Origin of the sequence: Schaalia sp. HMT-172, from assembly GCF_030644365.1 — a bacterium.
GTDB lineage: Bacteria > Actinomycetota > Actinomycetes > Actinomycetales > Actinomycetaceae > Pauljensenia.
In genome coordinates this window covers 2321261-2345129 of record NZ_CP130058.1, presented here as the reverse complement: position 1 = coordinate 2345129, position 23869 = coordinate 2321261, and the positions used below count along the sequence as shown (strand labels likewise).

Sequence of the window (23869 nt, the reverse complement as noted above, 5' to 3'; positions counted from 1 at the left end):
GTAGATCCGCGTCTCCAACCCGTCAGCATGCACGCCCAATCCGCGAAGGCGCGCCACACTCCACTACAGTGGGTATGCAGTAGACGCATCGACACGAACGGAGGAACACATGGACGACCCCAATTCCGCCCTGCCCTCCGACCCGAGCGTCGACGAGTCCTACACGAAGAGCTCGCGTCCCGCTCGCCCCCGCGCTCGCTCAGGCGCGCGCGCAGACTCCGACGAGCGTGATGCTGGGCAGGACGGCGCTCCAGTCAAGGGTCGCCCCGCCCGTGCGCGCACAGCCGACCCTGCGCCTCGCGAGGCCGAGGCCGCTGACGCTCCCACGCCTCGTCGCCTGAGCTCCGACGGGTGGTATCGGCTCAAGCTCGCCCGCCGCCTGGCCGGCGTGGCGATCTGCCTGCTGGCGACGGGGCTCATCAGTCATGTCGCGCTGACCACCCCCTACGGTCAGGTGATCGACACGATCCTCATGGAAGGCATGATGCGATCGGCCAGCCAGTTCGAGGGCTTTTCGACGCTCATCACCGGTATCGTGTCCGTCCCCGTCATGGGAGTCGTCGGCGTCATCGTCGCCCTCGTCGCGGCCGCGAGGCGTCGGCCTACGCTGGCCGGGCGCGCCCTCGGCGCCGTCGTCGGCGCCAACATCGCGACCCAGATCCTCAAGGACTACATTCTGACCCGGCCCAACCTGGGGGTGACGACCGGCGCCGGGAACTCCCTGCCCTCCGGCCACACGACCGTCGCGGTGACGCTGTCGTTGGCGCTCATCGTGGTCGCACCCCAGTGGTTCCGCAGCCCGGCGGCCTGGATCGGGTGGGCGTGGACCTCGCTCATGGGTGTGTCCGTCATGATGGAGGGATGGCACCGGCCCTCCGACGTCATCACTGCCGCGCTCATCGCGGGCGCGTGGGCCCTCGCCCTGTCGCCGATCGAGCGACGGCCGAGGCATGGGGCGTCGATCCAGCGCGCGATGGTGTGGGTGTGCCTGGGCCTTCTCGGCGTCGCGGTCCTCGCCACGCTGGCCGCCATGTGGGGCTTCAGCATGTCCGCCGCGTCCCCCGGGTCCGGCTATGGCTTTGAGCATTTCCTCCTGATTCGGCCGTGGCGTTCGCGCGTGCTGGGTGTCGCCGCCATCGCGTGGGTGAGCGGCATCTGCGGCCTCATCATCCACGAGGTCGACCGCCTCGCGGGTGAGTAGGGGCGGGGTTTCCCAGCAATGTCGCACGTAATTCCCCCGCGACTATTTTCAATTGTGAAATTGCATCGTTGGTATTGCAACGTTTGTGGGACGGTCGAAAACTGACTCGACGGAAATTACGTGCGACATTGTGGTTGCGGCTGGGATAAGGGGATAATGGGAGGGACAGCCTTCCCCTGACGAAAGCAGTGCCATGGCCTCCCCCGTCACGTCCAAGCCCGCGCGTGTTGTCCTGGGTCTGCTGCGTCTCGCGGTGGGTTTCGTGTTCCTCTGGTCGTTCCTGGATAAGACGTTCGGCCTGCACTACTCGACCGGCCCCTCTCGCGCGTGGATCAACGGCGGCACGCCCGCGCAGAGCTACCTGACGGGCGCGACGACCGGTAAGCCGCTGGCCTCCTTCTTCGAGTCTCTCGCCGTGCCCGCGATGGATTGGCTGTTCATGGTGGGCCTGCTCGGTATCGGGGTGGCCCTCGTCCTCGGTATCGGCACGCGCCTCGCGGCGGTCGCGGGCGTCGTCATGCTGGGTTTCATGTACGCGGCCGTGGCTCCGTGGGTGTGGGGGTCGCTCAATCCGGTGGTGAACGAGCATCTGGTGTACGCGCTCGTGCTGATCTTGATTCCGCTGACGAGCGCGGGCGATACGCTCGGCCTGGGTTCGTGGTGGAAGGGCCTTGGGCTGGTGAAGAAGCTGCCTTTCCTTATCTGATCCGCACGATCGACGAGGCCGTGGCCGGGTTCTCCGGTCGCGGCCTCCGCGCTTCGTGGTGGCTACTACCCGGCAAGCCCCCCGGACTCGGACCGGTTCGGCTGCGGTGTCGACAGTGTAGCGGCGTCGACAGTGTAGCGGCTACGGTGTGGCATCGACGGTCGTTGTGCCGTGGTTTCCCAACAATCTCGCATGCAATTCCCCTGGGTCTATTTCAAATGTTGAATTGCGATCGTTGGAATTGCAACGTTTGTAGGGGATGTTGAAGGTTAAAGTAATTGAATTGCATGCGAAATTTTCGGGGTGTGGTCGGGGTGAGGTTGGGGTGTGGCTGCGCAATGGGACGTTGGTCCCCGAAAGTTTCTGAAAAAGTGCGCGCGTGGCGAGGGAAACAGGGCGACTCGCGAGATGAGCATATGTCACTCGAATGACACTAGATATTGTGGTGACTGTTCGTCGGAAATACTAGATCTAGTGTTTCATGGTGGCCATGCCCTACATCTAGTGGAGGCTCGCACCGGGCGGAGGACACCACCACCACCCACAGTGCCACGGCCTCGCCTCACGAGGGTGGAATGTTCACGACGTGTCGATCATGCGTCCGAACAGCACCGGCGCCCACAGGAGTGCAGGGTCCGCGGCACCGAGATGAACAACAAGCGCCCAGAGCAAACATGCGGAAACGCAGAAAAGACAGGACCAGGAACATGACTAGCGCACCCCGCTACGACGTCGACGCCATCGCTACCGTGCAGGAGTACCTCGACCGCTCCGACTGGCGAGTCAATGCCAACGCGAACCAGGGGTATTCGCTCGGCGGCCTGATCCTGAACTCGGCGGGCAAGATCGTCGCCAACTACTGGCTCGAACACGTCTACACGCCCGAGATCGGCGCCCCGCACCGCGAGGGCGACTACCACATCCATGACCTCGACATGTTCGCCGGATACTGCGCGGGCTGGTCCCTCAAGCGCCTCATCCAGGAGGGCTTCAACGGTGTGGGCGGCGCGATCGCCTCGGCCCCGCCGCGCCACTTCTCCTCGGCGTGCGGCCAGATCGTCAACTTCCTCGGCACCCTCCAAAACGAGTGGGCGGGCGCCCAGGCGTTCTCCTCCTTCGACACCTACATGGCGCCCTTCGTGCGCCTGGACGACATGGAGTACGAGAATATCGTTCAGTGCATGCAGGAGCTTATCTACAACCTGAACGTGCCCTCGCGCTGGGGAAGCCAGTGCCCCTTCACGAACCTCACCTTCGACTGGACGTGCCCGGACGACCTGGCCGACGAGCACCCCCTCATCGGCGACGAGGTCGTCGACTTCACCTACGGCGAGCTCCAGCGGGAAATGGACCTCATCAACCGCGCGTTCATCGAGGTCATGATGGGCGGCGACGCGGACGGGCGAGTCTTCACGTTCCCGATCCCGACCTACAACATCACGCCCGACTTCGATTGGGAGGGCGAGAATGTCGACGCGCTCTTCGATATGACCGCGAAGTACGGCCTGCCCTACTTCCAGAACTTCATCAACTCCGACCTGGACCCGCACATGATCCGCTCGATGTGCTGCCGCCTCCAACTGGACCTGCGCGAGCTCCTCAAGCGCGGCAACGGCCTCTTCGGCTCGGCGGAGCTCACCGGCTCGATCGGCGTGGTCACGCTCAACATGGCGCGCCTCGGCTACCTGTACAAGGGGGATGAGGAGGGCCTCGTCGCGCGCATGGACGAGCTCATCGACCTGGCCTCGAAGTCCCTCGAAATCAAGCGCGAGACCATCCAGTACCACATGGACCACGGCCTCTTCCCCTACTCGCAGCGCTACCTGGGTACGCTCGATAACCATTTCTCGACGATCGGCGTCAACGGTATGAACGAGATGGTGCGCAACTTCAGTGACGACGCCTACGACCTGACGGACCCGCGCGGCTTCGACATGTGCGTGCGCATCCTGGATCGCGTGCGCGAGCGCATGGTCCAGCTCCAGGAGGCCACCGGCCACATGTACAACCTGGAGGCGACCCCCGCGGAGGGCACGACGTACCGCTTCGCGAAGGAGGACCGCAAGCGCTTCGCCGACATCATCCAGGCGGGCACGCCCGACGAGCCCTACTACACGAACTCCTCGCAGCTGCCCGTGGGCTACACGGATGATCCGTTCCAGGCCCTCGAGGATCAGGAGGTCCTGCAGGGCAAGTACACGGGCGGCACGGTCCTGCACCTGTACATGGGCGAGCGCGTCTCGTCGGGCGAGGCCTGCAAAGAGATGGTGCGCCGCTCGCTCACGGCCTTCAAGGTCCCCTACATTACGATCACGCCGACCTTCTCGATCTGCCCGGTCCACGGCTACCTGGCTGGCGAGCACTTCACGTGCGAGAAGTGCGCGGCCGCCCACCCTCACGCGGAGCCGCAGGCCTGCGAGGTGTGGACGCGCGTCATGGGCTACTTCCGCCCGGTCCAGTCCTTCAACATCGGCAAGAAGGGCGAGTACCACGAGCGTCAGATGTTCTCCGAGAGCGCCGCGGATGCGCACGGTGAGCTCGTCAGCGCCTTCCCTCCCGCGGGGGGCCGCTGACGTGAGCGCTCGTCCCCCGCAGTACGAGGCCGGGGCGACCCGGGAGGGCACGCTGAGCCTGGGTGTCCCCGGCCTCGCCCGGGGGCGGGCCGACCGCGAGTGGACGCCGGACGACCTGCAGATCGCGGGCCTCGTCCCCATGTCGAGCGTGGACTGGCCCGGCAAGTTCGCGGCATCCCTGTTCCTGCAGGGCTGCCCGTGGGCGTGCCCGTACTGCCATAACAGCGCGATCATCGACCCGCGCATCCCGGGCGTGGTCGCGTGGAGCGCGCTCGAGGACCTGCTGGCGCGCAGGCGCGGCCTCCTGGACGGGGTCGTGTTCTCTGGCGGCGAGGCGACCCGTCAGGTCGCGCTCGGGGCGGGGATGGCTCGAGTGCGCGAGCTCGGCTTCGGCGTCGGCCTGCACACCGCCGGCCCCTACCCGCGCCGCCTGGCGGAGCTGCTGGGAGCGGGCCTCGTCGATTGGGTGGGCATCGACGTGAAGGCGACCCGGGGCAACTACGAGGCGGTGGCCGGGCGCGCGGGCTCCGGCGAGCGGGCGTGGGAGTCGCTGGGCATCGTCCTGTCTCATCTCGAGGTGGACCACGAGGCGCGACTGACCGTCTATCCGGATGGGCCTGGCGACGGCTTCGAGGTGGCGGCGCGGGCGCGCGAGATGGGGGTGCGGTCCTTCGCGCTCCAACAGGCGCGAGAATTCGGTACCCCGGAAGGTTTTGATGCCTCGCGCGCCGGATGGGACGATCAGGTGCGCGCGCTCGCGGCGGACATTGAGAGCCTCAATTTTGACAGTTTCGTGTTTCGTGGGGGCTCCTAGGGGCTTTGTCAAGTGACAGCGCCGAATAGTGGGAAGAAAATAGCGCAAGGTTTCACCTGTGACGTGTGAGCGCGGTATTGTGTAACAACCGCGTGACCGATGAAGTCTGGAGCACCGATGGCAGAAGAGCTGCATTTCGACGATCCTGCGGCGGCAGCACAGGATCCGTCGACCGACGCCGAAGCGCTGCGCCAACTGGCGTATCGCTACCCCGAGCTGCGCCCGGTTGTCGCCGCGCACCCGCACGCCTATCGAGGGCTGCTCGACTGGCTGCACCAGTTCAATGACCCGCAGGTCAACGCGGCCCTCGAGGCCCGCGACGACTACGACGGCTACATTGACTCCAACGGCTACCTCGTCATGCACGGTGACGTGTCCGGCGCGGTCGCCGGTTCCTCGATTCGCACCTCCGAGTCCGGCATGTATGTGCTCGGCCAGGGTGGCGTGAACTCCTACTCGCAGGTTGAGCGCACGACCCCCTACTCCGCGGTCGTCGGCTCGAACGCGCCGGTCCCGAAGGTGGGTGCGCGCGAGCAGGTGGTCGCCCAGGTGCAGCGCCACTCGATCATGGGCGGAAATGCCGCTCAGGATCCCGAGGCGACCGCCGTGTACCCGAGCACGCCGCAGGCCTACCCCAGCGCGTCGGGCACGCCCGCCAGCGCCCAGTCCACGCCGCAGGCGTACCCCAGTGCCGGCGCCTCCTACCAGGTGCAGTCCACGGCCCAGCAGCAGGTCGTGCCCGTCACGCGCGAACGTCGCCCCGTCCCGATCATGGGTATCGTCCTGGGCATCCTCGCAGTGGTCGCGTTGGTCCTTCTTGGCTTCGTGATCTTCGTGTTTACGCGCGGGTACGAGGGGCCAGCGGGCGGGTCGGATCCGGCCACCTCCTCGTCGAGTGCGACGTCCAAGCCGTCGCCGAGCGCCACGACGGATGAGCCCGTGAAGTTCCCGGCCCCCGCAGGCGCCACGAAGATGGATAGTTTCATGGCGCCGTCGGGCAACATCAAGTGTTCCTTCAGTGCCGATGGCGTTACCTGCGGCATCGCCGACTCGGACTGGGAGGAGGAGGGTTACGCCTCCTGCTCCGGCAGCAAGGTCGGCACGCTGACGGCCACGAAGACGGAGGCGACCCAGTCGTGTGCGGCGTCGATGCCTTCGGGTGGCCCCAAGCTGGAGTACACGACCGCCGCCACGAACGGCGACTACGCGTGCCGCTCCACCGAGGACGGCGTGACCTGCTGGAACACGAAGTCGGGCAAGTCTTTCGCCCTGTCCCGCGCGGGTTGGATGACCGGTACGAACGGCGAGATCAGCCCCACCGACTTCGCGTGGAACCAGTAGGCTGAGACGTGCGGGCGGGCTCCGAGGGGAATCCTTGGAGCCCGCCCGTGTCGTCTGTGCAGACGAGGCTTGGGCGGGCCTGAGTGGGCGCGTCGGGCCGCCGAGGGCCCGCACGAACGATGGCCTCACTGTGTCGCGGGTCGGTCGTGGCGCAGATGTAACGCTCCTGACGGGGCGTTGTCTGGCCGCGGGCCCCTCCCATTCGATAGGCTGGACACTGTGAGTACTCCGAACGCGCCCCGCCCTGCCCTCACCCCGCGTCAGCGTTTCCTGCGCGAGCGCCAGCAGCGTCAGAACTTGACGTTCGCCTTGGTTGGCGGCGCGCTGCTAGTGGTCGCGGTGATCGCCGCCCTCGTGTTTACCGGGATCGTGCCGGTTCCCTTCGGGAACGACTTCTCCGTGAAGGTCAAGTACGCCGAAACCGGCGACATTCCCTGCCCGACAGCGAACTCGAAGCCCGTGACCCCCTCGACGGTGTCGGTCGCGGTCATCAACACCACCCAGCACCAGGGCCTGGCCTCGAAGGCCACGGACATGCTCACGACCGCAGGCTTCCAGACGCAGGAGCCCGAGACCGCGGACGTCGAGTACACGGGCAAGGTGCGCATCACCGCCGGTCCGGCCGGCGTCGATAACGCCTACTCGGTCGCCCGCTTCTTCCCCGGCGCCCACGTGCGTCTCACCGACGCGACGGGTTCCGACGTGAAGGTCGAGCTGGGCACTTTCTACGACGACACGATGAGTGCGGAGGACGTCCAACGCGTCCTGAAGTCCACCGACCCGATCGAACAGCCCGCCAAGTGCCGCCCCATGTCGGGGTCGTGAGCCGACCGACGTGCCGTCACCCTAGGAAGGCCGCCCCTCGGGGCGGCCTTCCTAGGGTTAAAGGACGCAACGTGTTGGTTTTGTTGCGCTTTTTTGGCTTGTTGGTGCGGGAAAGTCGGCGTTGGAGGTGGTTGTGTCATCGAGGGGTGTGAATACCCTCACGTACCTGATGTGCGGGTTAACGTCTGGGCGAATGCTTGGCCGGGTGCGGACACTCGGTGTCATGTGGACACTCGGTGTCAGGGGGCAGTTCGCCAGCGCCGACGGTGTCCACCATGCCAAGCTTCTGATACGCCACCGGCTGTGTCATCGGCTGCGCCACTGACTGCGCTGCCGGTGGCATTGCGTGACTCCCGTTGGGTGTGCTTTCCGCGAATGTCGCATGCAATTCCCCCGCCCCTGTGTCGAGTTACACATTCGCATCGTTGGAATTGCAACGTTTGTGGATGCTGTTGAAAGTTCACTCAATCGAATTGCATGCGAAACTGCTCCGAGGATGTGCGCTCGCAACGCGCACGTGGGCCCGCTTCGCCGCCGCCTGACCGCCGGGCGGCTTACCCTAGTGCACCCGCGCGCACGTGGGCCCGCTAATTCGCACGCTGACCCGCTAGTGCGAGCGTGGGCAGCCCTGCCCAGACACGGAATAGCGGGTTTACGTGCGATATAGCCGGTTGGCGCACGCAATAGCGGGTTCGCGTGCGAGCTCCATGCGAGGCCGGACGCCGTTGAGCTGTCCCGGGTATTGTGGAGAGTGTCTTAGGCCGGATTGGAGGTTTGGGATGTCTGGTCAGCGTCAGTATTCGATGGAGTTGCGTGAGCGTGCGACGCGTATGGCGTTGGAGGCTCGTGCTGATCCCGGGCGGTGTAGGGGTGCTATTAAGCGCATTAGCGGCCAGTTGGGGATCAATCCTGAGGCGCTGCCTACGTGGGTGCGCGCCGTGGAGCAGGGCGGGCGCAATGAGCGTGGCGAGATCAGTGATCAAGAGGCCCATATCCGGGCGCTGGAAGCTGAGAACCGTGAGCTACGGCGGGCCAACGAAATTTTGAAGGCGGCGTCGGCTTTTTTCGGGGCGGAGCCAGGTCGCCTCGGACGCTAGTCTACGATTTCATTGAGGCCAACCGGCATCGGTGGGGAGCCCGGCCGATCTGCGCTGCTTTAACCCAGTTAGGGGTGCGGGTTGCTCCCAGCGCCTATTACGCTGCCCGGACTCGTGCCTTGTCGGCGCGCAGCGTGCGCGACGAGGCGCTGATGCGTGTGATGAGGCAGGTGTGGAAGGAGAACTGCTGTGTGTTCGGGGTGTGTAAAATGCATGCCTTCCTCAACACTCACGAGTTGGGCGTGGGATATGTGGCGCGGTGCACGGTCGAGAGACTGATGCGGCGTATGGGCATTCGTGGCGTGAGTCGGCGTCGGACCCGCCATGTCAGCCTCAGCACCGCGCCATGCATGCCCCTTGGACCTGGTCAATCGGCATTTAGGGGCCCATGATCTCAACGAGTTGTGGGTCTCGGACATCACCTACGTGCCAGCCCAGGCTGGCTGGGTCTACGTCTCCTTCGTCACCGACGTGTGCTCGCGTAAAACCTTGGGCTGGAAAGTCGCCTCCTCGCTGCATACCGACGTGGCCCTGGACGCGTTGAACATGGCGATCTACCAACGTCGCCGCGATGAAATAGACACTCGTGGGCTCGTGCACCACTCCGACCGAGGCGTCCAATACCGCGACGTGCGCTACGGGCAAGCTCTCGCCCGTTGCCAGGCAGTGGCGTCGGTGGGTTCGACCGGTGAGAGCCTGTCAATTTTTCTGTGTATGGGGGTTAGAGGTAGGGGGTGATTCGGTCGGGGTAGGCGGTGGTGAGTTGGGCGAGGGCTTGTTTCCAGTTGGTGGTGGTGTGTCCTTCGATGAGGCGGGTGTGTCCTGTTCGTTTGTTGGGGGGTTTGCCAGCGTCTGTGAGGCGCTGGGCGGCTCTTTTGTCTTCGATGTTGCAGATGGCGAGCCACAAGAGTTTGACGGCGGCTTCTTCGCTGGGGAAATGCCCGCGGTTCTTGGTGATTTTGCGTAGCTGGTAGTTCAAGGACTCGATAGCGTTGGTGGTGTACACGACGCGGCGCAGCATGGGCGGGAACGCCAAGAACGGCGTGAAGCGCTGCCAGGCGCGCTGCCAGGTGGCAACCGTTTGGGGGTAGCGCGCTCCCAGGTCGCTGGCCGCGAAGTCCTCCAGCGCCCCTCGGGCGGTTTCCTCGTTGGGCGCGCTGTACACGGCCTTGAGAGCCGCGGCGACGCTCTTGCGGTCCTTGTAGGACACGAAACGCATGGAGGCGCGGATTAAGTGAACGACGCAGGTTTGGACCATGGACTGGGGCCAGGTCGCTTCGATGGCTTCAGGCAGGCCAGTAAGTCCGTCGCAGCACACGATCAGGACATCGCGTAGGCCTCGGTTGGCCAGCTCGGCGCACACGTGGGCCCAAAAGGAGGCGCCTTCATCGGCTTGGACCCAGATGCCCAGCACGTGCTTGACCCCCTCCATGTCCACTCCGACCGCCAGGTGAGCGGCCCGGTTCTCCACCCTGTGATCGCATCGGACTTTGATGCGGATCGCATCCAGGTAGATCACCGGGTAGAACGCTTCTAAGGGGCGGTGCTGCCACTCCAAGACGGCCTCGCACACCGCGTCAGTGATCGTAGAAATCGTCCCAGCGCCCACCTCCACGCCCAGGGTGGAGGCCAGGTGATGGCGGATATCGCGTACCGTCATCCCCCCGGCATACAAGCTGATAATCATCGAATCCAAACCATCAAGGCGCCGCTGTCCTTTACGCACCAGGCGCGGGGTGAACGAGCCCGCCCGGTCCCGGGGAACCTCGATCTCGAAGGCTCCCACCTCCGACATCACGGTCTTCTTCGTCGTGCCGTTCCTCGTGTTCGAGCGCGCCTGCCCACTGGCCTGGCCCTTCTCATACCCCAAGTGCTCGGTCAGCTCCGCGGCCAACCCGCGCTCCAACGCCTCCTTAAGCAACGCCGGCAACAAGCCCTCGCTACCCGTCATCTCGACCTCGCCAGCATCAAGACGCTCAAACAACGCATCCAACGCCCCCGAGCGACGAAGCTCCTCCACCGTCTCACGCCCACTAGCGCGAGCCACAACAACATCATCATCATTCATCATGCATCAATCCTTTCAAACAAAAGACGGATACACAGACAATTAAACACGCCCACCGGTGACTCCTACGATAACGCCCTGGCCGAAGCCTTGAACTCCTTGTACAAAGCAGAACTCATCTACAGCGAGGCGCGCCCCGGCTACGCCGGCCCCTGGCGCGATCGGCGCGAGGTCGAACGCGAAACCGCTGCCTGGGTCCACTGGTACAACACCCGCCGCCCCCACCTCGCCCTGGGCGGCATCACACCACAACAAGCAGAAAACCAACACACAACAACACGAAGGAAGCGGCCTCAACAAGCCTCCACAAAACCCAGGACTTGACACCGTTGTGTCCATAACGCAGGCCGCCTCGCCTACGACAACCTAATTTCGGCGTTTTTCGCCGAGGTGGTCTGCACTTTGGGCGCCACACTGCCCCGAACCGCGGCCTCACCGCCACCAAACGGGGGAATTGCGGCATAAGAGGCGCACGGTCGAGCTCGCCCCATGTCGAGGGCGCCACCAAACGGGGGGAATTGCACCATTAGAGCCGCGACACGCCGGCGACACGCCGACAGGATGCTTCTAATGGTGCAAAACCCCCCATCCGCCCTGGCGCGGAGGGGCCGCAGGGGTGAACTGCGTGCCGGAGTTGCCCGCATCACAGAACATCTCACCCATTAAGCCAATGTCAGCCATTTTTCGCCGAGGTGGTCTGCGATGTGGGCGCCACGCACCCGCCGCCCGCCGTCGCACCGATGGTACGGGCCACCACACCCATGCCACCGGCCGTCGCGTGGGGGGAATTGCAGCATTAGAGCCGCGACACGCCGGCGACACGCCGACAGGATGCTTCTAATGGTGCAAAACCCCCACCATTACCCCTGGGGTCATGCTCCCGCACGGGTTGAATGCCCCCGATCAGCTGCAATGTTCCCGATGGGGCGCATCCTGTCTGAGGAGCGGCGGTGCGAGCAGGCTAGCCTGACGACACCGCCCTCGACGACGCCTGGGACCGTGTCGCGACCGACACGTTATGTCCATAATCGCTGTCCTGTCTGCGCACGAAGTGGCCTGCTTCCGCTGCGCCGACCCGGGGAGGGTGCCCCGGCCTCGTCGAGGGGCGTCAGTAGGAGGACGGCGGGTCGGGGAGGGTGCCCCGGCCTCGTTGAGGGAGCCTCAGAAAGAGGAGAGCGGCCCGGCGGTGCCCCGGCCTCGAATGTTCTCGAGGAGGGCGTGGCCGTTAGAGCCGTACCAGACGGGGATGGACTCGGGGACCGTCCACAGCGCGTCGGGGACCATCGCCTCGAAGGTGCCGTGGGCCATGAACTGTTCGATCTCGGAGAGGGAACGAATCGCGATACCCGCGACCGCCTGGGGGAATTCGCGCGCGAACTCCGCGTAAATCTCGGGGTCACGCTGGCCGTCGTCGCCGACCAGGAGCCACCGCACGTGCGGGAACATGCGCGCCAGGCGGCGCAGTTCGCGGCGCTTGTGCTCGGGGCCCGAGCGGAACCACCCGGTGTTCGACGGGCCAAAGTCCGTCATGAGGAAGCCGCCCGCCGGGTAGCCGGTGCGCTCCAGGAATGAGCGGACCGTGGGTACGACGTTCCACGCGCCGGTCGACAGGTACATGATGGGGGCGTGTGTGCCTTCTGGCACCCCCTCTGAGGTCGCCGACGAGGTCGTGAGCGTCGTCAGCAGTTCCGCCATGCCCGGGACGGCCTCGCGCGAGGAGACCCGATCGAGGAAGGCGTGCCGCGCGGCCGACACGAGGCGCGGCAGCATGGAGACCATGACGGTGTCGTCGATGTCGGAGACGACGCCGAAGTGTTCGTCGTCGGAGACGATGCGCAGGCGCACGCGGGCAGGGCGCCCGGCGCGGATGCGGCCCTTGCGGGGGCGCTCGTACATCGCCGAGGCCGGGGCCGGCAAGGGGGTCGCGGTGCGCAGCGTGGTGGCGAGCTTGGTGGCCGTTTCTTCGGAGAGGCCGAGGGCTCGCACGTCGCCCGCGTGCAGGACCTGGATGGTGGCGTTGTGCCAGCCGGGTTCGAGGCCGTGGCCGAGCACTGTCATGTCGACGAAGCCGCCGCGGTCGGCGAAGGCGAGCCTGCGGGCGTTGCCGACGGTGACGAGGACGGGCTGGCGGGGGACCTGCGCGTTAAAGAACTGGCGCCACCCGCGGCGGTTTTGCAGCCACGTGCGCGACTCGTCACCGCGGGCCATGAGGACGCGGCCGAGGATGCGGGCGCTGCGCTGGGAGCCGATGCCGCCAAAGCCGACGACGCCGGGGTAGAACCAGCCTTTCGACATGGCCGCGACCAGCAGGGTCGACGCGAATTCACCCGCGCCGGCGGTCAGTGCCAGGGCGAGTGAGGGGGACTCGTCGTCGATGAGAGGAGGTCGAAGCAACATCAGGGTAATCATAGGGCCAACCCACCGGGGAAGCGCAAGCTCCGGAGCGACGGAGCCGCAGGCGCCCTGTGGTAGTCTGACCGCACAGTCAAAAGGAGTGCCGCGAGTCGGTTGTGCGCCTGTCCACTGAGGTGTGGGCCTCGTCGTCGAGAGAGCACGAAGGAGAAACAATGACGCAGGAAGAGCTCTGGGGTGGGGCAGCCGCGCGGCGGCCGAGGGTCATACGCCGGCTGGTGTTACTCGTGCTCGTGCTCGTGGTGGGCGCCGGTATGGCTTGCTGGTTCGTTGGCAAGCCGGCGTGGGAGAAGGCCTCGGCCGAGGAAGCGGCGCAGCGGTACGTCCAGCTGGTCTTTGAGGGGAAATACGAGGAGGCTGAGGAGTATGCGCGTCCGGCCTTCCCGGGCTGTTCGGATCTGCACTGCACGTTAGACGCGTCGATGGCACAGCCCATTGAATACCCGCAGCTCATCGACCTGTCATTGGAGAAGGAGCACAACAGTGACTACATGGTGACGGTCCGTTACACGGTGGCGGGATCAGAACAGACAGGCGTGTTTTCAGTGGCACAAGCCAGAGGATACGTTTCCGCTTCTGACAAGCGGCAGATGGGGGCGTGGGTCATTGAGACTCCGCTCATGGTGCGCACGAGGGCGACGCTTGATAAAGCCATCTCCTCGCTGACGGTCGGGGAACAGTCCGTCTATGACGCTCCTACCGGGGGAAATGGACGGCCCTACCCGTGCGCGTCCGTGACGATCAGTGGATACCCCGGGCTCTACGATATTCATCTGACGAAGATGTCGGAGCGCTGGTACCAGGAGCTGTGGGGGAGCGATGATACTCTGATCGACTCCGGCGACTTCGACCATGTGACCGTGGCGCTCGGTGACGATTTCGGTATTCGTGTCGTTGCAACCCCCGAGGACTACGACGAGGTGCATGCGGACATCGAGAGCATGATTCGGCAGTGCTTGCGAGGCGAAGATTCCTGGGTGTGCGACTCGAGGCTGCGCGGCAAGGGCGAGGACGGTGTCACGATCTCGATGAGGGATGATGTGCGCTTCGAGTTCACCAGGGCCGCTCTCGAGAATAACTGGGTTAACGTAACCGTGTCATTCCCAGATGGCACTGACGAGAATGTCACCGTGACATGGGTGTATGTGCTCCATTACCGTGATCCTGTCACCATCACATACAAGGTGACGAGCTGAGTGTTCGCCCCACCTACTCCAGCATGACCTACGTCGCCGATATGCGCCTCGAACCAGGGGCAGACGCGCGTGGAGTTCTCCTAACGGACAGTAGCTCGACGAGGCCGGGGTGCCTCGGGTGCCACGCGCGCGGCCGCGCAGGGCCCGCTCAGTCGAGGGGGAGCTCGGGCGTCGGGGCGGCCGTATTCTTACGCAGGGCGGGCAGGCCGATGAGCATGAGGGCGACCATCGCCCACCCGGCACCCGCCATGGTGAAGAGGCCGCCGCGTGCGCCGATCGCGTCGATCGCGGGCCCGGCGATCGCCGTGCCCAGCGAGGTGCCCAGGTTGATCGAGGTTGACATCCAGGTCAGGCCCTCGGTGAGCTTCGCAGCGGACACGGACTGCTGAATGATGACGTTGACGTTCGTCATCGTCGGGGCGCAGGTCAGGCCCGTGACAAGGATGACGGCGGCCATCGTCCAGATGTTGAAGGCGACGGGGAACAGGCTCATGCCGATCGCCATCGCGATGACGCCGATCGCGAAGAGCTGCCAGGTGGGGCGCCTCCACGTGCGCGCCCCGTAGAACAGGGCCGCGGTCAGTGAACCGATCGAAAAGAGTGCCAGGAGGATGCCGCCGAGCGCGGGAGCGCCCAGCTCCTCGGTGAAGCTGACCATCGAGACCTCCATCGCGCCGAAGGTCATGCCCATGCCAATGTAGGTGGCAGCCATGACGAGGACGACGGGCTTGCGGATGACGGACTCGCGCGGGGCGTGCGGGTCGTAGGGGATCGTCGCGGGCTCGGAGGAACGGCGAGACAGGAAGAGCGCGCCGCCCACCGCCAGGCTCACGATGGAGATCGCCAAGCCGGTCGCCGGGTGCAGGGCCGTGCCCAGGACCGTGGAGAGCACGGGCCCCACGATGTAGACGAACTCGTCGACCGCCGACTCGAGGGCGTAGGCGGTCGTCAACTGGCCGGGCTTGTTCAGGATCGTGGTCCAGCGTGAGCGCACGAGCGCGCCCGGAGCGCCCCACGTGGCGCCCGCGAGGGCCGCCGGGATGAACAGCAGCCACTCGGGTGCATGCATGAGGGTGGCGGCCACCAGCGCGCACATCGACACGGTGGAGATGATCCACGCGGGCCCCATGACGCGCAGCTGCCCGTAGCGGTCGACGCGGCGGGCGAGGATGGGCGCGCAGAGCGCCATGACGATGATGTTGACCGCGGCAACGGCACCGGCCAGCGTGTAGTTGCCGTACTCGGCGCGCACCAACAGGATCGTGGACAAACCCACCATCGACATAGGGAGGCGCAGAATCAGCCCGGCAGCGGAAAACTTCCAGGCCTGACGGTAACGCAAAATGTCGAGATAGGTACCCAGCATCCCCCTATTCTATCGTCGGTCGGAGGGCGCCAATGCCGGTCGTGATGGGGTGTAGCTAACCCCCTGACCGCGCGCGAGAGCGGGACGCAGCCACGGCCTCGTCGAGCGTGGACGAGGCCGTGGCCGGGAAACGGGGACAGGCTCAGTCGCTCACCTCGAAGACGCCAACCTGGCCTTTTTCCGCCAGGGAGAGCGCGTGGTTGACGAAGGAGTAGTGGCCGGCCTCGAGCGGCGTGAACTCGACGAAGCCGCCCTCGGCGGCGCCCAGGGTCAGGACCTGTCCCCAACCGCCGCCGCTCCCGCCGCCGCGGATGACGTAGGCGCCCTCGCGCCACACGGTGTCGAACTGGGTGCCCACGACGTGGAAGGTTGTCGCCAGGTTCGGGCCCGCGTCCATGACCCACACGCGCACGCGCTCGTTGGTCTTGATCTGGATGGGGTGCGCCTTGTACTGGAAGGGCACGCCGTTGAAGGCCATCGCGTTGGGCGCCAGGGCCGACAGGAGGGAGGCGTCCGCGCTCTGCCCGTCCGCGCCCAGGTAGAGCTCGGAGGCGACCATCACGTACTCGCGGTCGACCGTACCCAGGTCGGTCGGGTCGATGATGACGGCGCCGAACATGCCGTTCGCGATGTGCATGGACATGGGCGCGGTCGAGCAGTGGTAGAGCCAGATGCCCGCGTTCTTCGCGACGAAGGTGTACTCGAGGGTCTGCCCGGGTTCGATCGAGCGCATGACCTGGTCGGGGGAGACGAGGCCCGCGTGGAAGTCCAGCGAGTGGCTCATCGTCCCGTTGTTGACCAGCGTGATATGGAAGGTGTCGCCGATGTGTCCGCGCAGGATCGGGCCGGGCGCGTCCCCGTTGAAGGTCCACGTCTGGCGGGTCAGCGAGCTCGTGACGTTGACGGTCTGCTCGGTGACCGTGAACGTGTAGTGGCGCTCGGTCTCGCTTGTGGCGGGCGGCAGGACCGGGTCGCGCGGGGTGATCGTCGCCGCGTAGTCCGTCAGCTCGGTCGGGGTAGCGGGTCCCGCGGCGGCATCCTGGCCGTGGTCGTGGCCCGCGTGGCCGCCCGAGGCCGAGGCCCCCGCCGAGGAGGAGGCGCCGGAGGACGAGGTACCCGAGGATACGCCCGTGGCCTGCACGTGCAGGGTCATACCCATCTCGCGGTGTCCGGGCAGGGAGCACCAGCCCTCGACGTCCCCGGAGATGACGCCGAGGTCCAGTTCCTTCGTCTCGCCGGTCGCCAGAGACCCGGAGGTCACGCCCGTCTCGAACACCAGGTCGTGGCGCTGGTCCCCCGAGTTCGTGAAGTCAATGATGAGGCGGTCGCCGACCGGGACCTCAATGTGGTTGGGTGTGAAGGCCATGCCCTCGACGCCCACCGACACGCGGGTCGTGTGCCCGGTCGGCGTCACGGACGAGGCCGTGGTTCCCGTCCCCGCGCCCGTGCCCTGCGTCGTTGGCGCGGTGGGGTTAGACAGGAAGATCGCCAGCGCGAGCGCCACGACGGAGACAACGCCGATGATCGCGCCCGCCGTGCGGCTCACGGGCGAGTGGTCGCCCGCCGGGCTCATGCGCAGCTTCGGCGTTTCCTTCGACGCGGCGCCCTTCGGGGCGGACGCCTTCGGGTTCTTGCCTCCCGGCGACGGTGACGCAGACAGGTTCAGGTCAGCCACGGCGGCCTCCTTGTGTGGTGGGGGATGAAGCGGCGGCGCGCTTGGCGCGCGCCTGGGAGCGCCCGCAGCGGGCCATGAGGACAATGTCGACGACGTAGGTGGCCAGCAGGACCACCCACGCGGCGGTGGTAAGGCGTTCGGCGGGGATGCCTCCCAGGGACGCGACAGCAAGGGCGAACACTGCGGCCACGTTGCGAGCCGCCTCCCGGATCGGAGCCCCGGCCTCGAGCACGCCGACCCCGACGCGCACCGCGGACGGGCCGCCGCCGATGACGACGGGCATCAGGTAGGTGAGAGCGCCAACGAAGAGCTGACCCACGCCGGCCGCGCCGAGGATCGGCAGCCACGGCAGGAACGCGGCGCGCAGGCCGGTCGCGTCCACGGCCTCGAAGGCGCGCAGGGACGCCCCCGCGCCCGCGACGAGAATCCAGGCGGCACCCAGCGTGAGGGACCACGCACCGTACTCGGCCGGGCCCTTCTTCAGCGCCGCGCGAAGGAGCGGAACCCCCACGCCCAGCGCCGCCGCGCCCACGACGACCAACAACCCCACGGAGGCAACGCGCATCGACCCGGCCAGGACTCCCGCGCCCGCGACGAGGAGCGCCCCCACCCACAGGGGCAGCGCACTCGTCGCGAAGGACACGGCCCGCGGATCCATGCGCGTGCGCATCGCGGTCGGCCCGAGCGTCACCAGGGTGCCACCCATCGTCAGGCCCACCCATCCGGCGACCCCCGCCAGCGCGTGGGCGACCGTCAGCCGATCGCGGGCCTCGGCCAGCCATGCGGGAGCGTCCGCGTCGAACATGGCCGCCGTGACGAAACCGGCCAGCGCCGCACCGACCACCAGGAAGAACGCCGCCGCGATGTAGTACCGGATGATGACGGCGAAGCGGGAGGCCAGGCGCTCGCGGGAGGCGGTGAGCAGCGCCCACCCGTGCCATGCGGCGACCACGCCGACGACGGTCGCGCCCGTGACGGTTGCGTGCCACACTCCAGACCACATGCCGCCGATGAGCAGCAGCAGGGAGGCGTTGAAGGCTGCGATGCGCACGGTATTGTCGCGCCCGGCCCGCCGATCGTCTGGTGCCAGGTGGGCGAGCGCCCGCGTAAAGTACCAGGACCACTGGAAGATCCCGTTGGACAGGACACCCAGCGTGACGAGGTGGATCATCGTCCACAGGTTCTGCGGGATGAATCCGCGCGCGACGATCATGACCGCCGCGGCGCCGGCCGCCGTGCACATCCAGATCGTGGTCGCGCGGTCGGTGCGGGGAACGCGGGGCTTGGTCATCGGGCCTCCCGTCCGCCCGGGGACGCGGGAGCCGCAGGCCTGGCCCCGGCCTCGTCCCCGGGCCCGATCTCGCGCGAGGCCGCGCGCGCCCGGCGAATCGTCACCGTCAGCGTCGTGCCCACGAACAGGAGCACGCCCACGACCCCCAGAGTGCCGCCCAGGCGCCACGGGTAGGGGGCCTCGCGCGCGCCCGCGAGGAGACGGACGAGGAGGGAGAGCTGCAGGAACGCGAAGGGGACCCACATGGCGACGTGGTAGGGGACCTCGCGCCGGGCGACCGCCGGGATGATGACGGGCGCGTGTGCCAGCAGCATGGAGACGACGAAACCGATCGTGATCGCGTGGACGCCGGCGTCGTAGCCGTATCCGTCGAAGGCGGGAGGGGCGATCACCCACATGAGTGCGGGCACGAGCGCCCACGCGTAGCCGCTCAGCATGCACACGGCCGCCAGGCGCGGCAGGCCGCTCATGCGCACGGTGCCGCGCGCGACGTCGTGCCACGCGGTGTCTGCCATGAGGACACCCAGGCTCAGGCCGATCAGCGGGTATCCGATCGCGGGCGAGTAGAGGGCGACCGTCAGGCCCACCATGAGGGCGGCGCTTTCGGCGGTGATGCGCCGCTCCGTGGAGCCGGACGCGAAGGCGAGTCGCGCGAGCTCGACGCGCTCGCCGACGATCGTGACGATCAGGAACGCCAGCCACCACGGCACCGCGCGCGGCGTCTCCAGACCTCGCCACCACAGGAGGATGCCGCCCAGGCCAATGAGAGCGCCCATCAGCTGGATGAGGACCGCGTGGGTGGCCTGCCGGCGCGCCCACACGTAGCAGTAGATGGCCGTCAGCAGCGCCATGCCGAGGGTGATGAGGAAGCCGGGCATCATGCGCTCGGGCGCGAAGCCGCTCAGGTGGGCGGCCAGATAGCGGGGGATCGGAAGGCTCGCGAGGGTGGTGCGCGCGGCCTCGTTCAGGGAGATGACGACCGCGCTGATGCCGCCCGCGCCGGTGAGCAGGGGGGCGGCGTAGGCCCACGGGCGTCGCCCGTCGGACTGGAGGGCAACCGCGCGCTCCAGGCAGATCGCGGTGCCCAGGAACCCGTAGATCATGAGGAGTCCGTGCACGGTCCCCAGGCTCGTCGAGGCCACGGGTGCCAGGGCCCCCAGGCGCACAAGTGAGGCGTCCAGTCCCGAGAGGAGCGCGACGCCGGCCAGGAGCAGGAAGACGAGGCGTCCGACGGGCAGCCGGGGGATGGGAGGCCTCGTTGTCGTTATCGACGAGGCCTGGGCTGGCGCATCCGGTTCCGCGTCGTGTGCGGGTCGGCGGGATGCCTCGCTCATGTGGGTGCTCCTGGTGTCGGCGGGCGGTGTCGGCGAGCCGACGAGTCGAACTATCACCACGGTAGCGGCCCGCGCCCCATACTTCTACGGGTAATCGCCGTGAAAATGTTCCCCGCGTGCCAACTGGGCCCTTTGCTGGGCCGTGGACCGCTGTAAATCGTCGGTACGTGGGGGTGTTTCTGTTGCAAATTCGCTGGTCTGAACGTTTGACAGATTTTGGGGGGGGCTAGCCTGGTGTGCATGGTTGAGATGTCGGGCGTGGATGCTCGTGTGGAAGCGCAGTTGGAGGCCCTCGGTGTTGCGCGTGTTGCCGCCCAGCGTGCGGGTGCGGCGGCGCGGGCTTTTTTGGAGGGTTCTCAGGAGGTTCGCGGGTGGGGGCGTGACTCGTCGGGGAGCGTGTGTGTGAGCGTGGATGCTGCTGGGCGCGTGGTCGAGGTTCGTGTGGATGACGTGGTTGATCCTCGGTTTGTGAGTGCTTACGAGGAGGCGGTTGCTGATCGTGGGGCGAAGCTGGCGGATGTGGCGGCGGATGCGTATGGGGAGGAGTCTCGGGAGGCTCGCGCGTTGGTGGAGCAGTATGGGTCGGCTCGCAGTCGTGAGGAGGAGCGTGGGCCGGTTGTGCGTGGCGGGGTGCTGCGTCGGGGTCGGCGGGTGGGCAACACCTATGGGAGGGGGTCGCTGTGAGTGGTGACGTGTTGAGTGTGGTCGTGCCGGACGTGGTGCGTTTGGCTGGCCGTGTGGATGCTGTGAGCGATGCCGTGGGGGTGGGTATTGGCGCGTTGAATGTTGCGCCGCCTGCGGATGGGCTGGGGTTGTTGGTGGGGGCGATTGTGTCTCCCGTGTTGGATGTGTTTACTCGGTCGGCGCATGAGATGTTGAGCGAGGCTGGTGTGCATGCGCGTGGCACTGCGCAGGTGTTGCGTGATGCGGCGGCGGAGTTTGAGCGCGCCGAGTTGGAGTCGGCGGGTCTGATTGAGGCGGTGGGGCTATGAGTGAGGATACGTTGGAGGGCGGGCGTGGTGGGACGCCTGCTCCTACTGGTGGGTTGCGTGTTGGTGATCTGGTGGCCTCGCGTGTGGATACGACCACGACGTGGCAGGGTGCTGGGTTGTTGGAGGATATTGAGTCGTTGAATTCGTCGTTGGCGCAGGGTTCGTGGTTGGGTGCTGGGCTGTCGACGGTTGGTGCCGTGGCTGATGTTGCTTCGGGGTTGATGAATCCGATTGCGACGTTGGTGTCGTGGGGCGCGGGGTATTTGATTGAGCATTTTGAGCCTTTCAAGCAGTGGATGGATGAGCTGGCGGGCAGCGCGGATCAGGTGCGGGCTCATGCGCAGACGTGGACGAATACGGCCGAGGCGATGAGTGCTCAGGCTGACTCGTTGGAGTCTGATGTGGCGTCGTTGCTGGTGGGCGGCTCGGGGCAGATGGTTGAGGCTGCGCGTGTGCGTTGCGCGCAGACGATTGATGCGTTGCGTGCGGGGGCCAGTGCGACCTCGGCGATGAGTACTGCGTTGGGGGTTTTGGCTGAGGTTGTGGGGGTGGTGCACGGTATTGTCGTGTCGACGTTGAGCGACATTATTGGCCAGCTGACCCAGGCGATCTTGGAGGAGGTGTGTTCGATTGGGTTGGCGACCCCGGTGGTGGTGGCGCAGATTTCGGCGAAGGTGACGGCGTATAGCGCCAATGTGATGCCGAAGATCACGTCGTTGACGAATTCGGCGCACAATTTGACGCATATGACCTCCGAGTTGTCGGGCAAGCTCGATTCGATGAGGGCAATGTTTAGCCCCGTCGCGGGGATCACTCGCAGGAGTCGGCGCAAGTTTGATGATCTGGTGGATTACGAGGCCTGGGTGGGTGGTCGCAGCCCTCGCGCGACGCCGCGCGGGGGTGAGGCCGCTTCGCACCTGCGCCAGGCGAACGCCCGTCGCGTGCAGGCGCGCGCGAACCGCGTGTCGTTGGAGCACGAGCTCGACGATAAGCTCGCCCCGCACAAGAGCGCTCTCGATGAGCACTTCGTTGACCGGCACAAGCCGCGTAACCCGCGCTCGCACATGACGGTCAAACGACGCAATGAGAGCATTAGACATCTGCGAGAGCAGGGCGTGGATAAGGCGACCTTGGATGATCTCAATAACACAGCAACAGATTTGACTGCTGCGCGTGTGGCTGAGGCTCGTTCCGCGGAGGAGATGGGGCACGCGGCCCTGGAGGCTAAGTGGGATCAGATGGGGATCGTTCAGGGCGGCGGCGTCGGTGGTCCGGGCACCGGTCGCGGTCACGTGGATACGATCGGGTATCGGCCTGGGGAGTTGCATGTGGGGGAGTGCAAGGGTGGCACGAGCGCCAAGATCGGGACCTACGAGGTTGACGGGGTCAAGGTTGAGCAGGGTTCGGCTGCCTACGTGGGGGATCGCCTGGCCCGGGACACGGATTTTCATCAGAAGATGCGTGAGAACCCGGCGTTGTGGGAGGCCATCAAGGATGGGCGTGTGCAGGTGTTTTCCGACGTCGCGATTGCCCGCAGTGGGAACGCTGGGAGAATAGTCTTTAAGACCAACCCGATTGAGCTGGACCCAGCCCACATCGCCCGCATCGACCAGGCCATCAAGGCCCTGTGAAGGAGGATCATGTCCTTTGAGTTCACCGTGTTGTCCGATGATCGTTTCATCGAGATTCTTGAGGCGTGGGTGGACTCACCCTGGCCCAAAACCATCGAAGACGGCTACCAGTTGCGCGACCACTTCGGCTGGGTACCCAAAGAAGATAAGCCAAGTTTGTTTACTTCCGATATTCAACCTCACGAGCTTTCGTCTAGCTTTAGCAGTCGACAGGGAGTTGTAAATTCATTTAACTTTCTAATTACTGATATTGCGCCTGAGGAGGCTCGGGGGGATTCACTGAAGGATGCCCTGGTGATTTACCGGCACTTCTGCGACATTCTGAAGAGCCGATACGGCAAGCCCAAGCAGCGCAAGAATAGGAACGGGTTTTATGACGCTCTGTATATTTCTCCGCAGGGGGTGGGTATTAATCCGGGGGGATGTCGTTCCTTCGTTGAGTGCTACATTAAGTCTCCTGAGGAGATGTTTATTGAGAGTGAGTATGCGCGTTTGGTCGCCAAGGGGTATATCTCGGAGGACGAGTAGTACCGGCGAGTAGTCGCGGCGCCCGGGCGCGCCTGGCCTCGGGCTTACTACCGGGGCGCGGCCGCCTGCTGGCTTGATGCGGAGTCCTGCCGTCCTTGGGCATACGGTGGGGGCTTGGGTTCCTGTGGGGTTGCTGCTGGGGCTGGTTGTGATCCATCCTGTGCGTGAGCGGTGTGCGTGTTGTTGGTGTCGACCAGGCCATCAAGGCCCTGTGAAGGAGGATCATGTCCTTTGAGTTCACCGTGTTGTCCGATGATCGTTTCATCGAGATCCTCCAGGCGTGGGTGGATTCGCCTTGGCCTAAGACTGCTGAAGATGGCTACGCCCTACGCGACCGCTTCGGGTGGGTGCCTGCGGAGGATAAGCCGAGTTTGTTTACTTCGGATGTTCGTCCCGACGAACTATCCTCGAGCTTCTCTGTCAGCGGTGGAAACATCAGGTCTATGCGTGTACCGATCACTGATATTGCGCCGGAGGAGGCTTGGGGGTATTCGTTGGAGCCGGCGAAGGTGATTTATCGGCATTTCTGTGAGATTTTGACGCGCCGGTATGGGAAGGCGAAGCAGCGTAGCAGTAAGAAGGAGCGTTATCGTTCTACTTTTATTACCCCGCAGGGTGTGGGCGTGAAGGTGGGCGGTAATGATGCGCTGGTCAGCTGCATTGTTGAGTCTCCTGAGGAGATGTTTATTGCCAGCGAGTATGCGCGTCTGGTCGCCAAGGGGTACATCTCGGAGGACGAGTAGTCGCGGCGGGTGGTCTCGGCGCCCGGGCGCGCCTGGCCTCGGGCTTACTGCCGGGGTGTGGCTGGCCTCGGTGGTG

The 23869-nt window shown here is 65.7% G+C and carries 22 protein-coding genes; 16 read left to right on the top strand and 6 right to left on the bottom strand.

The window, feature by feature from the left end:
* Window positions 1–109: 109 nt before the first annotated feature.
* The 9 genes from QU663_RS09790 (at window position 110) to QU663_RS09760 (ending at window position 9295) form a co-directional block, all read left to right on the top strand.
* Complete coding sequence (locus QU663_RS09790; RefSeq protein ID WP_021612240.1) at window positions 110–1201, top strand: phosphatase PAP2 family protein; 1092 nt, start codon at window positions 110–112, stop codon at window positions 1199–1201.
* A 193-nt stretch (window positions 1202–1394) separates the two neighbouring features.
* Entirely contained in the window at window positions 1395–1907 is a 513-nt protein-coding gene (locus QU663_RS09785; RefSeq protein WP_021612241.1) for a DoxX family membrane protein, read from the top strand.
* Window positions 1908–2614: 707 nt separating this feature from the next.
* On the top strand, window positions 2615–4480 hold the full coding sequence (locus QU663_RS09780) for a ribonucleoside triphosphate reductase (RefSeq protein ID WP_021612244.1): 1866 nt from the start codon (window positions 2615–2617) through the stop codon (window positions 4478–4480).
* Entirely contained in the window at window positions 4431–5294 is an 864-nt protein-coding gene (locus tag QU663_RS09775) for an anaerobic ribonucleoside-triphosphate reductase activating protein (protein ID WP_084437433.1), read from the top strand. Before QU663_RS09780 ends, QU663_RS09775 begins: the two co-directional genes overlap by 50 nt.
* 117 nt (window positions 5295–5411) lie before the next feature.
* The gene (locus QU663_RS09770) at window positions 5412–6635 is read left to right on the top strand and encodes a hypothetical protein (RefSeq protein WP_021612246.1); all 1224 of its coding nucleotides are present in this window, start codon (window positions 5412–5414) and stop codon (window positions 6633–6635) included.
* Window positions 6636–6854: 219 nt separating this feature from the next.
* The gene (locus QU663_RS09765) at window positions 6855–7460 is read left to right on the top strand and encodes a LytR C-terminal domain-containing protein (RefSeq protein ID WP_198010227.1); all 606 of its coding nucleotides are present in this window, start codon (window positions 6855–6857) and stop codon (window positions 7458–7460) included.
* 707 nt (window positions 7461–8167) lie between these two features.
* Complete coding sequence (locus QU663_RS10635) at window positions 8168–8557, top strand: transposase (protein WP_370465117.1); 390 nt, start codon at window positions 8168–8170, stop codon at window positions 8555–8557.
* Window positions 8558–8709: 152 nt separating this feature from the next.
* A complete protein-coding gene (locus QU663_RS10630; protein ID WP_370465164.1) occupies window positions 8710–8949 on the top strand; it encodes a transposase in 240 nt (79 codons plus the stop codon).
* Window positions 8915–9295 (top strand): DDE-type integrase/transposase/recombinase, encoded by a 381-nt coding sequence (locus QU663_RS09760; protein WP_304990575.1) that lies wholly within the window; start codon window positions 8915–8917, stop codon window positions 9293–9295. The genes QU663_RS10630 and QU663_RS09760 overlap by 35 nt, the downstream gene beginning before the upstream one ends.
* On the opposite strand, the gene QU663_RS09755 is transcribed toward QU663_RS09760, so the two are convergent.
* Complete coding sequence (locus QU663_RS09755; protein WP_304990554.1) at window positions 9279–10628, bottom strand: IS256 family transposase; 1350 nt, start codon at window positions 10626–10628, stop codon at window positions 9279–9281. The two genes, QU663_RS09760 and QU663_RS09755, sit on opposite strands and share 17 nt — an antisense overlap.
* 87 nt (window positions 10629–10715) lie before the next feature.
* On the opposite strand from QU663_RS09755, the gene QU663_RS09750 reads away from it, so the two are divergent.
* Entirely contained in the window at window positions 10716–10949 is a 234-nt protein-coding gene (locus QU663_RS09750) for an integrase core domain-containing protein (protein ID WP_370465116.1), read from the top strand.
* 837 nt (window positions 10950–11786) lie between these two features.
* On the opposite strand, the gene QU663_RS09745 is transcribed toward QU663_RS09750, so the two are convergent.
* Window positions 11787–13034 (bottom strand): App1 family protein, encoded by a 1248-nt coding sequence (locus QU663_RS09745; protein ID WP_021612521.1) that lies wholly within the window; start codon window positions 13032–13034, stop codon window positions 11787–11789.
* Window positions 13035–13192: 158 nt separating this feature from the next.
* Here QU663_RS09745 and QU663_RS09740 point away from each other — a divergent pair, with 158 nt between their 5' ends.
* The gene (locus QU663_RS09740) at window positions 13193–14233 is read left to right on the top strand and encodes a hypothetical protein (protein ID WP_021612522.1); all 1041 of its coding nucleotides are present in this window, start codon (window positions 13193–13195) and stop codon (window positions 14231–14233) included.
* 148 nt (window positions 14234–14381) lie between these two features.
* Here the strand turns inward: QU663_RS09740 and QU663_RS09735 are convergent, their stop codons facing one another.
* From QU663_RS09735 to QU663_RS09720, 4 genes are all read right to left on the bottom strand, one after another.
* On the bottom strand, window positions 14382–15599 hold the full coding sequence (locus tag QU663_RS09735) for an MFS transporter (RefSeq protein ID WP_021612523.1): 1218 nt from the start codon (window positions 15597–15599) through the stop codon (window positions 14382–14384).
* A gap of 142 nt (window positions 15600–15741) precedes the next feature.
* A complete protein-coding gene (locus QU663_RS09730; protein ID WP_021612524.1) occupies window positions 15742–17274 on the bottom strand; it encodes a multicopper oxidase domain-containing protein in 1533 nt (510 codons plus the stop codon).
* On the bottom strand, window positions 17267–18565 hold the full coding sequence (locus tag QU663_RS09725; protein ID WP_021612525.1) for a hypothetical protein: 1299 nt from the start codon (window positions 18563–18565) through the stop codon (window positions 17267–17269). The genes QU663_RS09730 and QU663_RS09725 overlap by 8 nt, the downstream gene beginning before the upstream one ends.
* Window positions 18562–19899 carry a hypothetical protein gene (locus QU663_RS09720; RefSeq protein WP_021612526.1) on the bottom strand — a complete coding sequence of 446 codons (1338 nt, stop codon included), beginning with the start codon at window positions 19897–19899 and terminating at the stop codon, window positions 18562–18564. The genes QU663_RS09725 and QU663_RS09720 overlap by 4 nt, the downstream gene beginning before the upstream one ends.
* A gap of 240 nt (window positions 19900–20139) precedes the next feature.
* Between QU663_RS09720 and QU663_RS09715 the strand changes: the two genes are divergently transcribed.
* The 5 genes from QU663_RS09715 to QU663_RS09695 all read left to right on the top strand — a co-directional run bounded on the left by QU663_RS09715 (window position 20140) and on the right by QU663_RS09695 (window position 23793).
* On the top strand, window positions 20140–20583 hold the full coding sequence (locus tag QU663_RS09715) for a hypothetical protein (protein ID WP_034482001.1): 444 nt from the start codon (window positions 20140–20142) through the stop codon (window positions 20581–20583).
* Entirely contained in the window at window positions 20580–20891 is a 312-nt protein-coding gene (locus QU663_RS09710) for a hypothetical protein (protein ID WP_034482004.1), read from the top strand. Before QU663_RS09715 ends, QU663_RS09710 begins: the two co-directional genes overlap by 4 nt.
* Window positions 20892–20962: 71 nt before the next feature.
* Complete coding sequence (locus QU663_RS09705) at window positions 20963–22522, top strand: hypothetical protein (protein ID WP_156912146.1); 1560 nt, start codon at window positions 20963–20965, stop codon at window positions 22520–22522.
* 9 nt (window positions 22523–22531) lie between these two features.
* Complete coding sequence (locus QU663_RS09700) at window positions 22532–23050, top strand: DUF6301 family protein (RefSeq protein ID WP_304990574.1); 519 nt, start codon at window positions 22532–22534, stop codon at window positions 23048–23050.
* A gap of 224 nt (window positions 23051–23274) precedes the next feature.
* The gene (locus QU663_RS09695; RefSeq protein WP_304990573.1) at window positions 23275–23793 is read left to right on the top strand and encodes a DUF6301 family protein; all 519 of its coding nucleotides are present in this window, start codon (window positions 23275–23277) and stop codon (window positions 23791–23793) included.
* Window positions 23794–23869 lie beyond the last annotated feature (76 nt).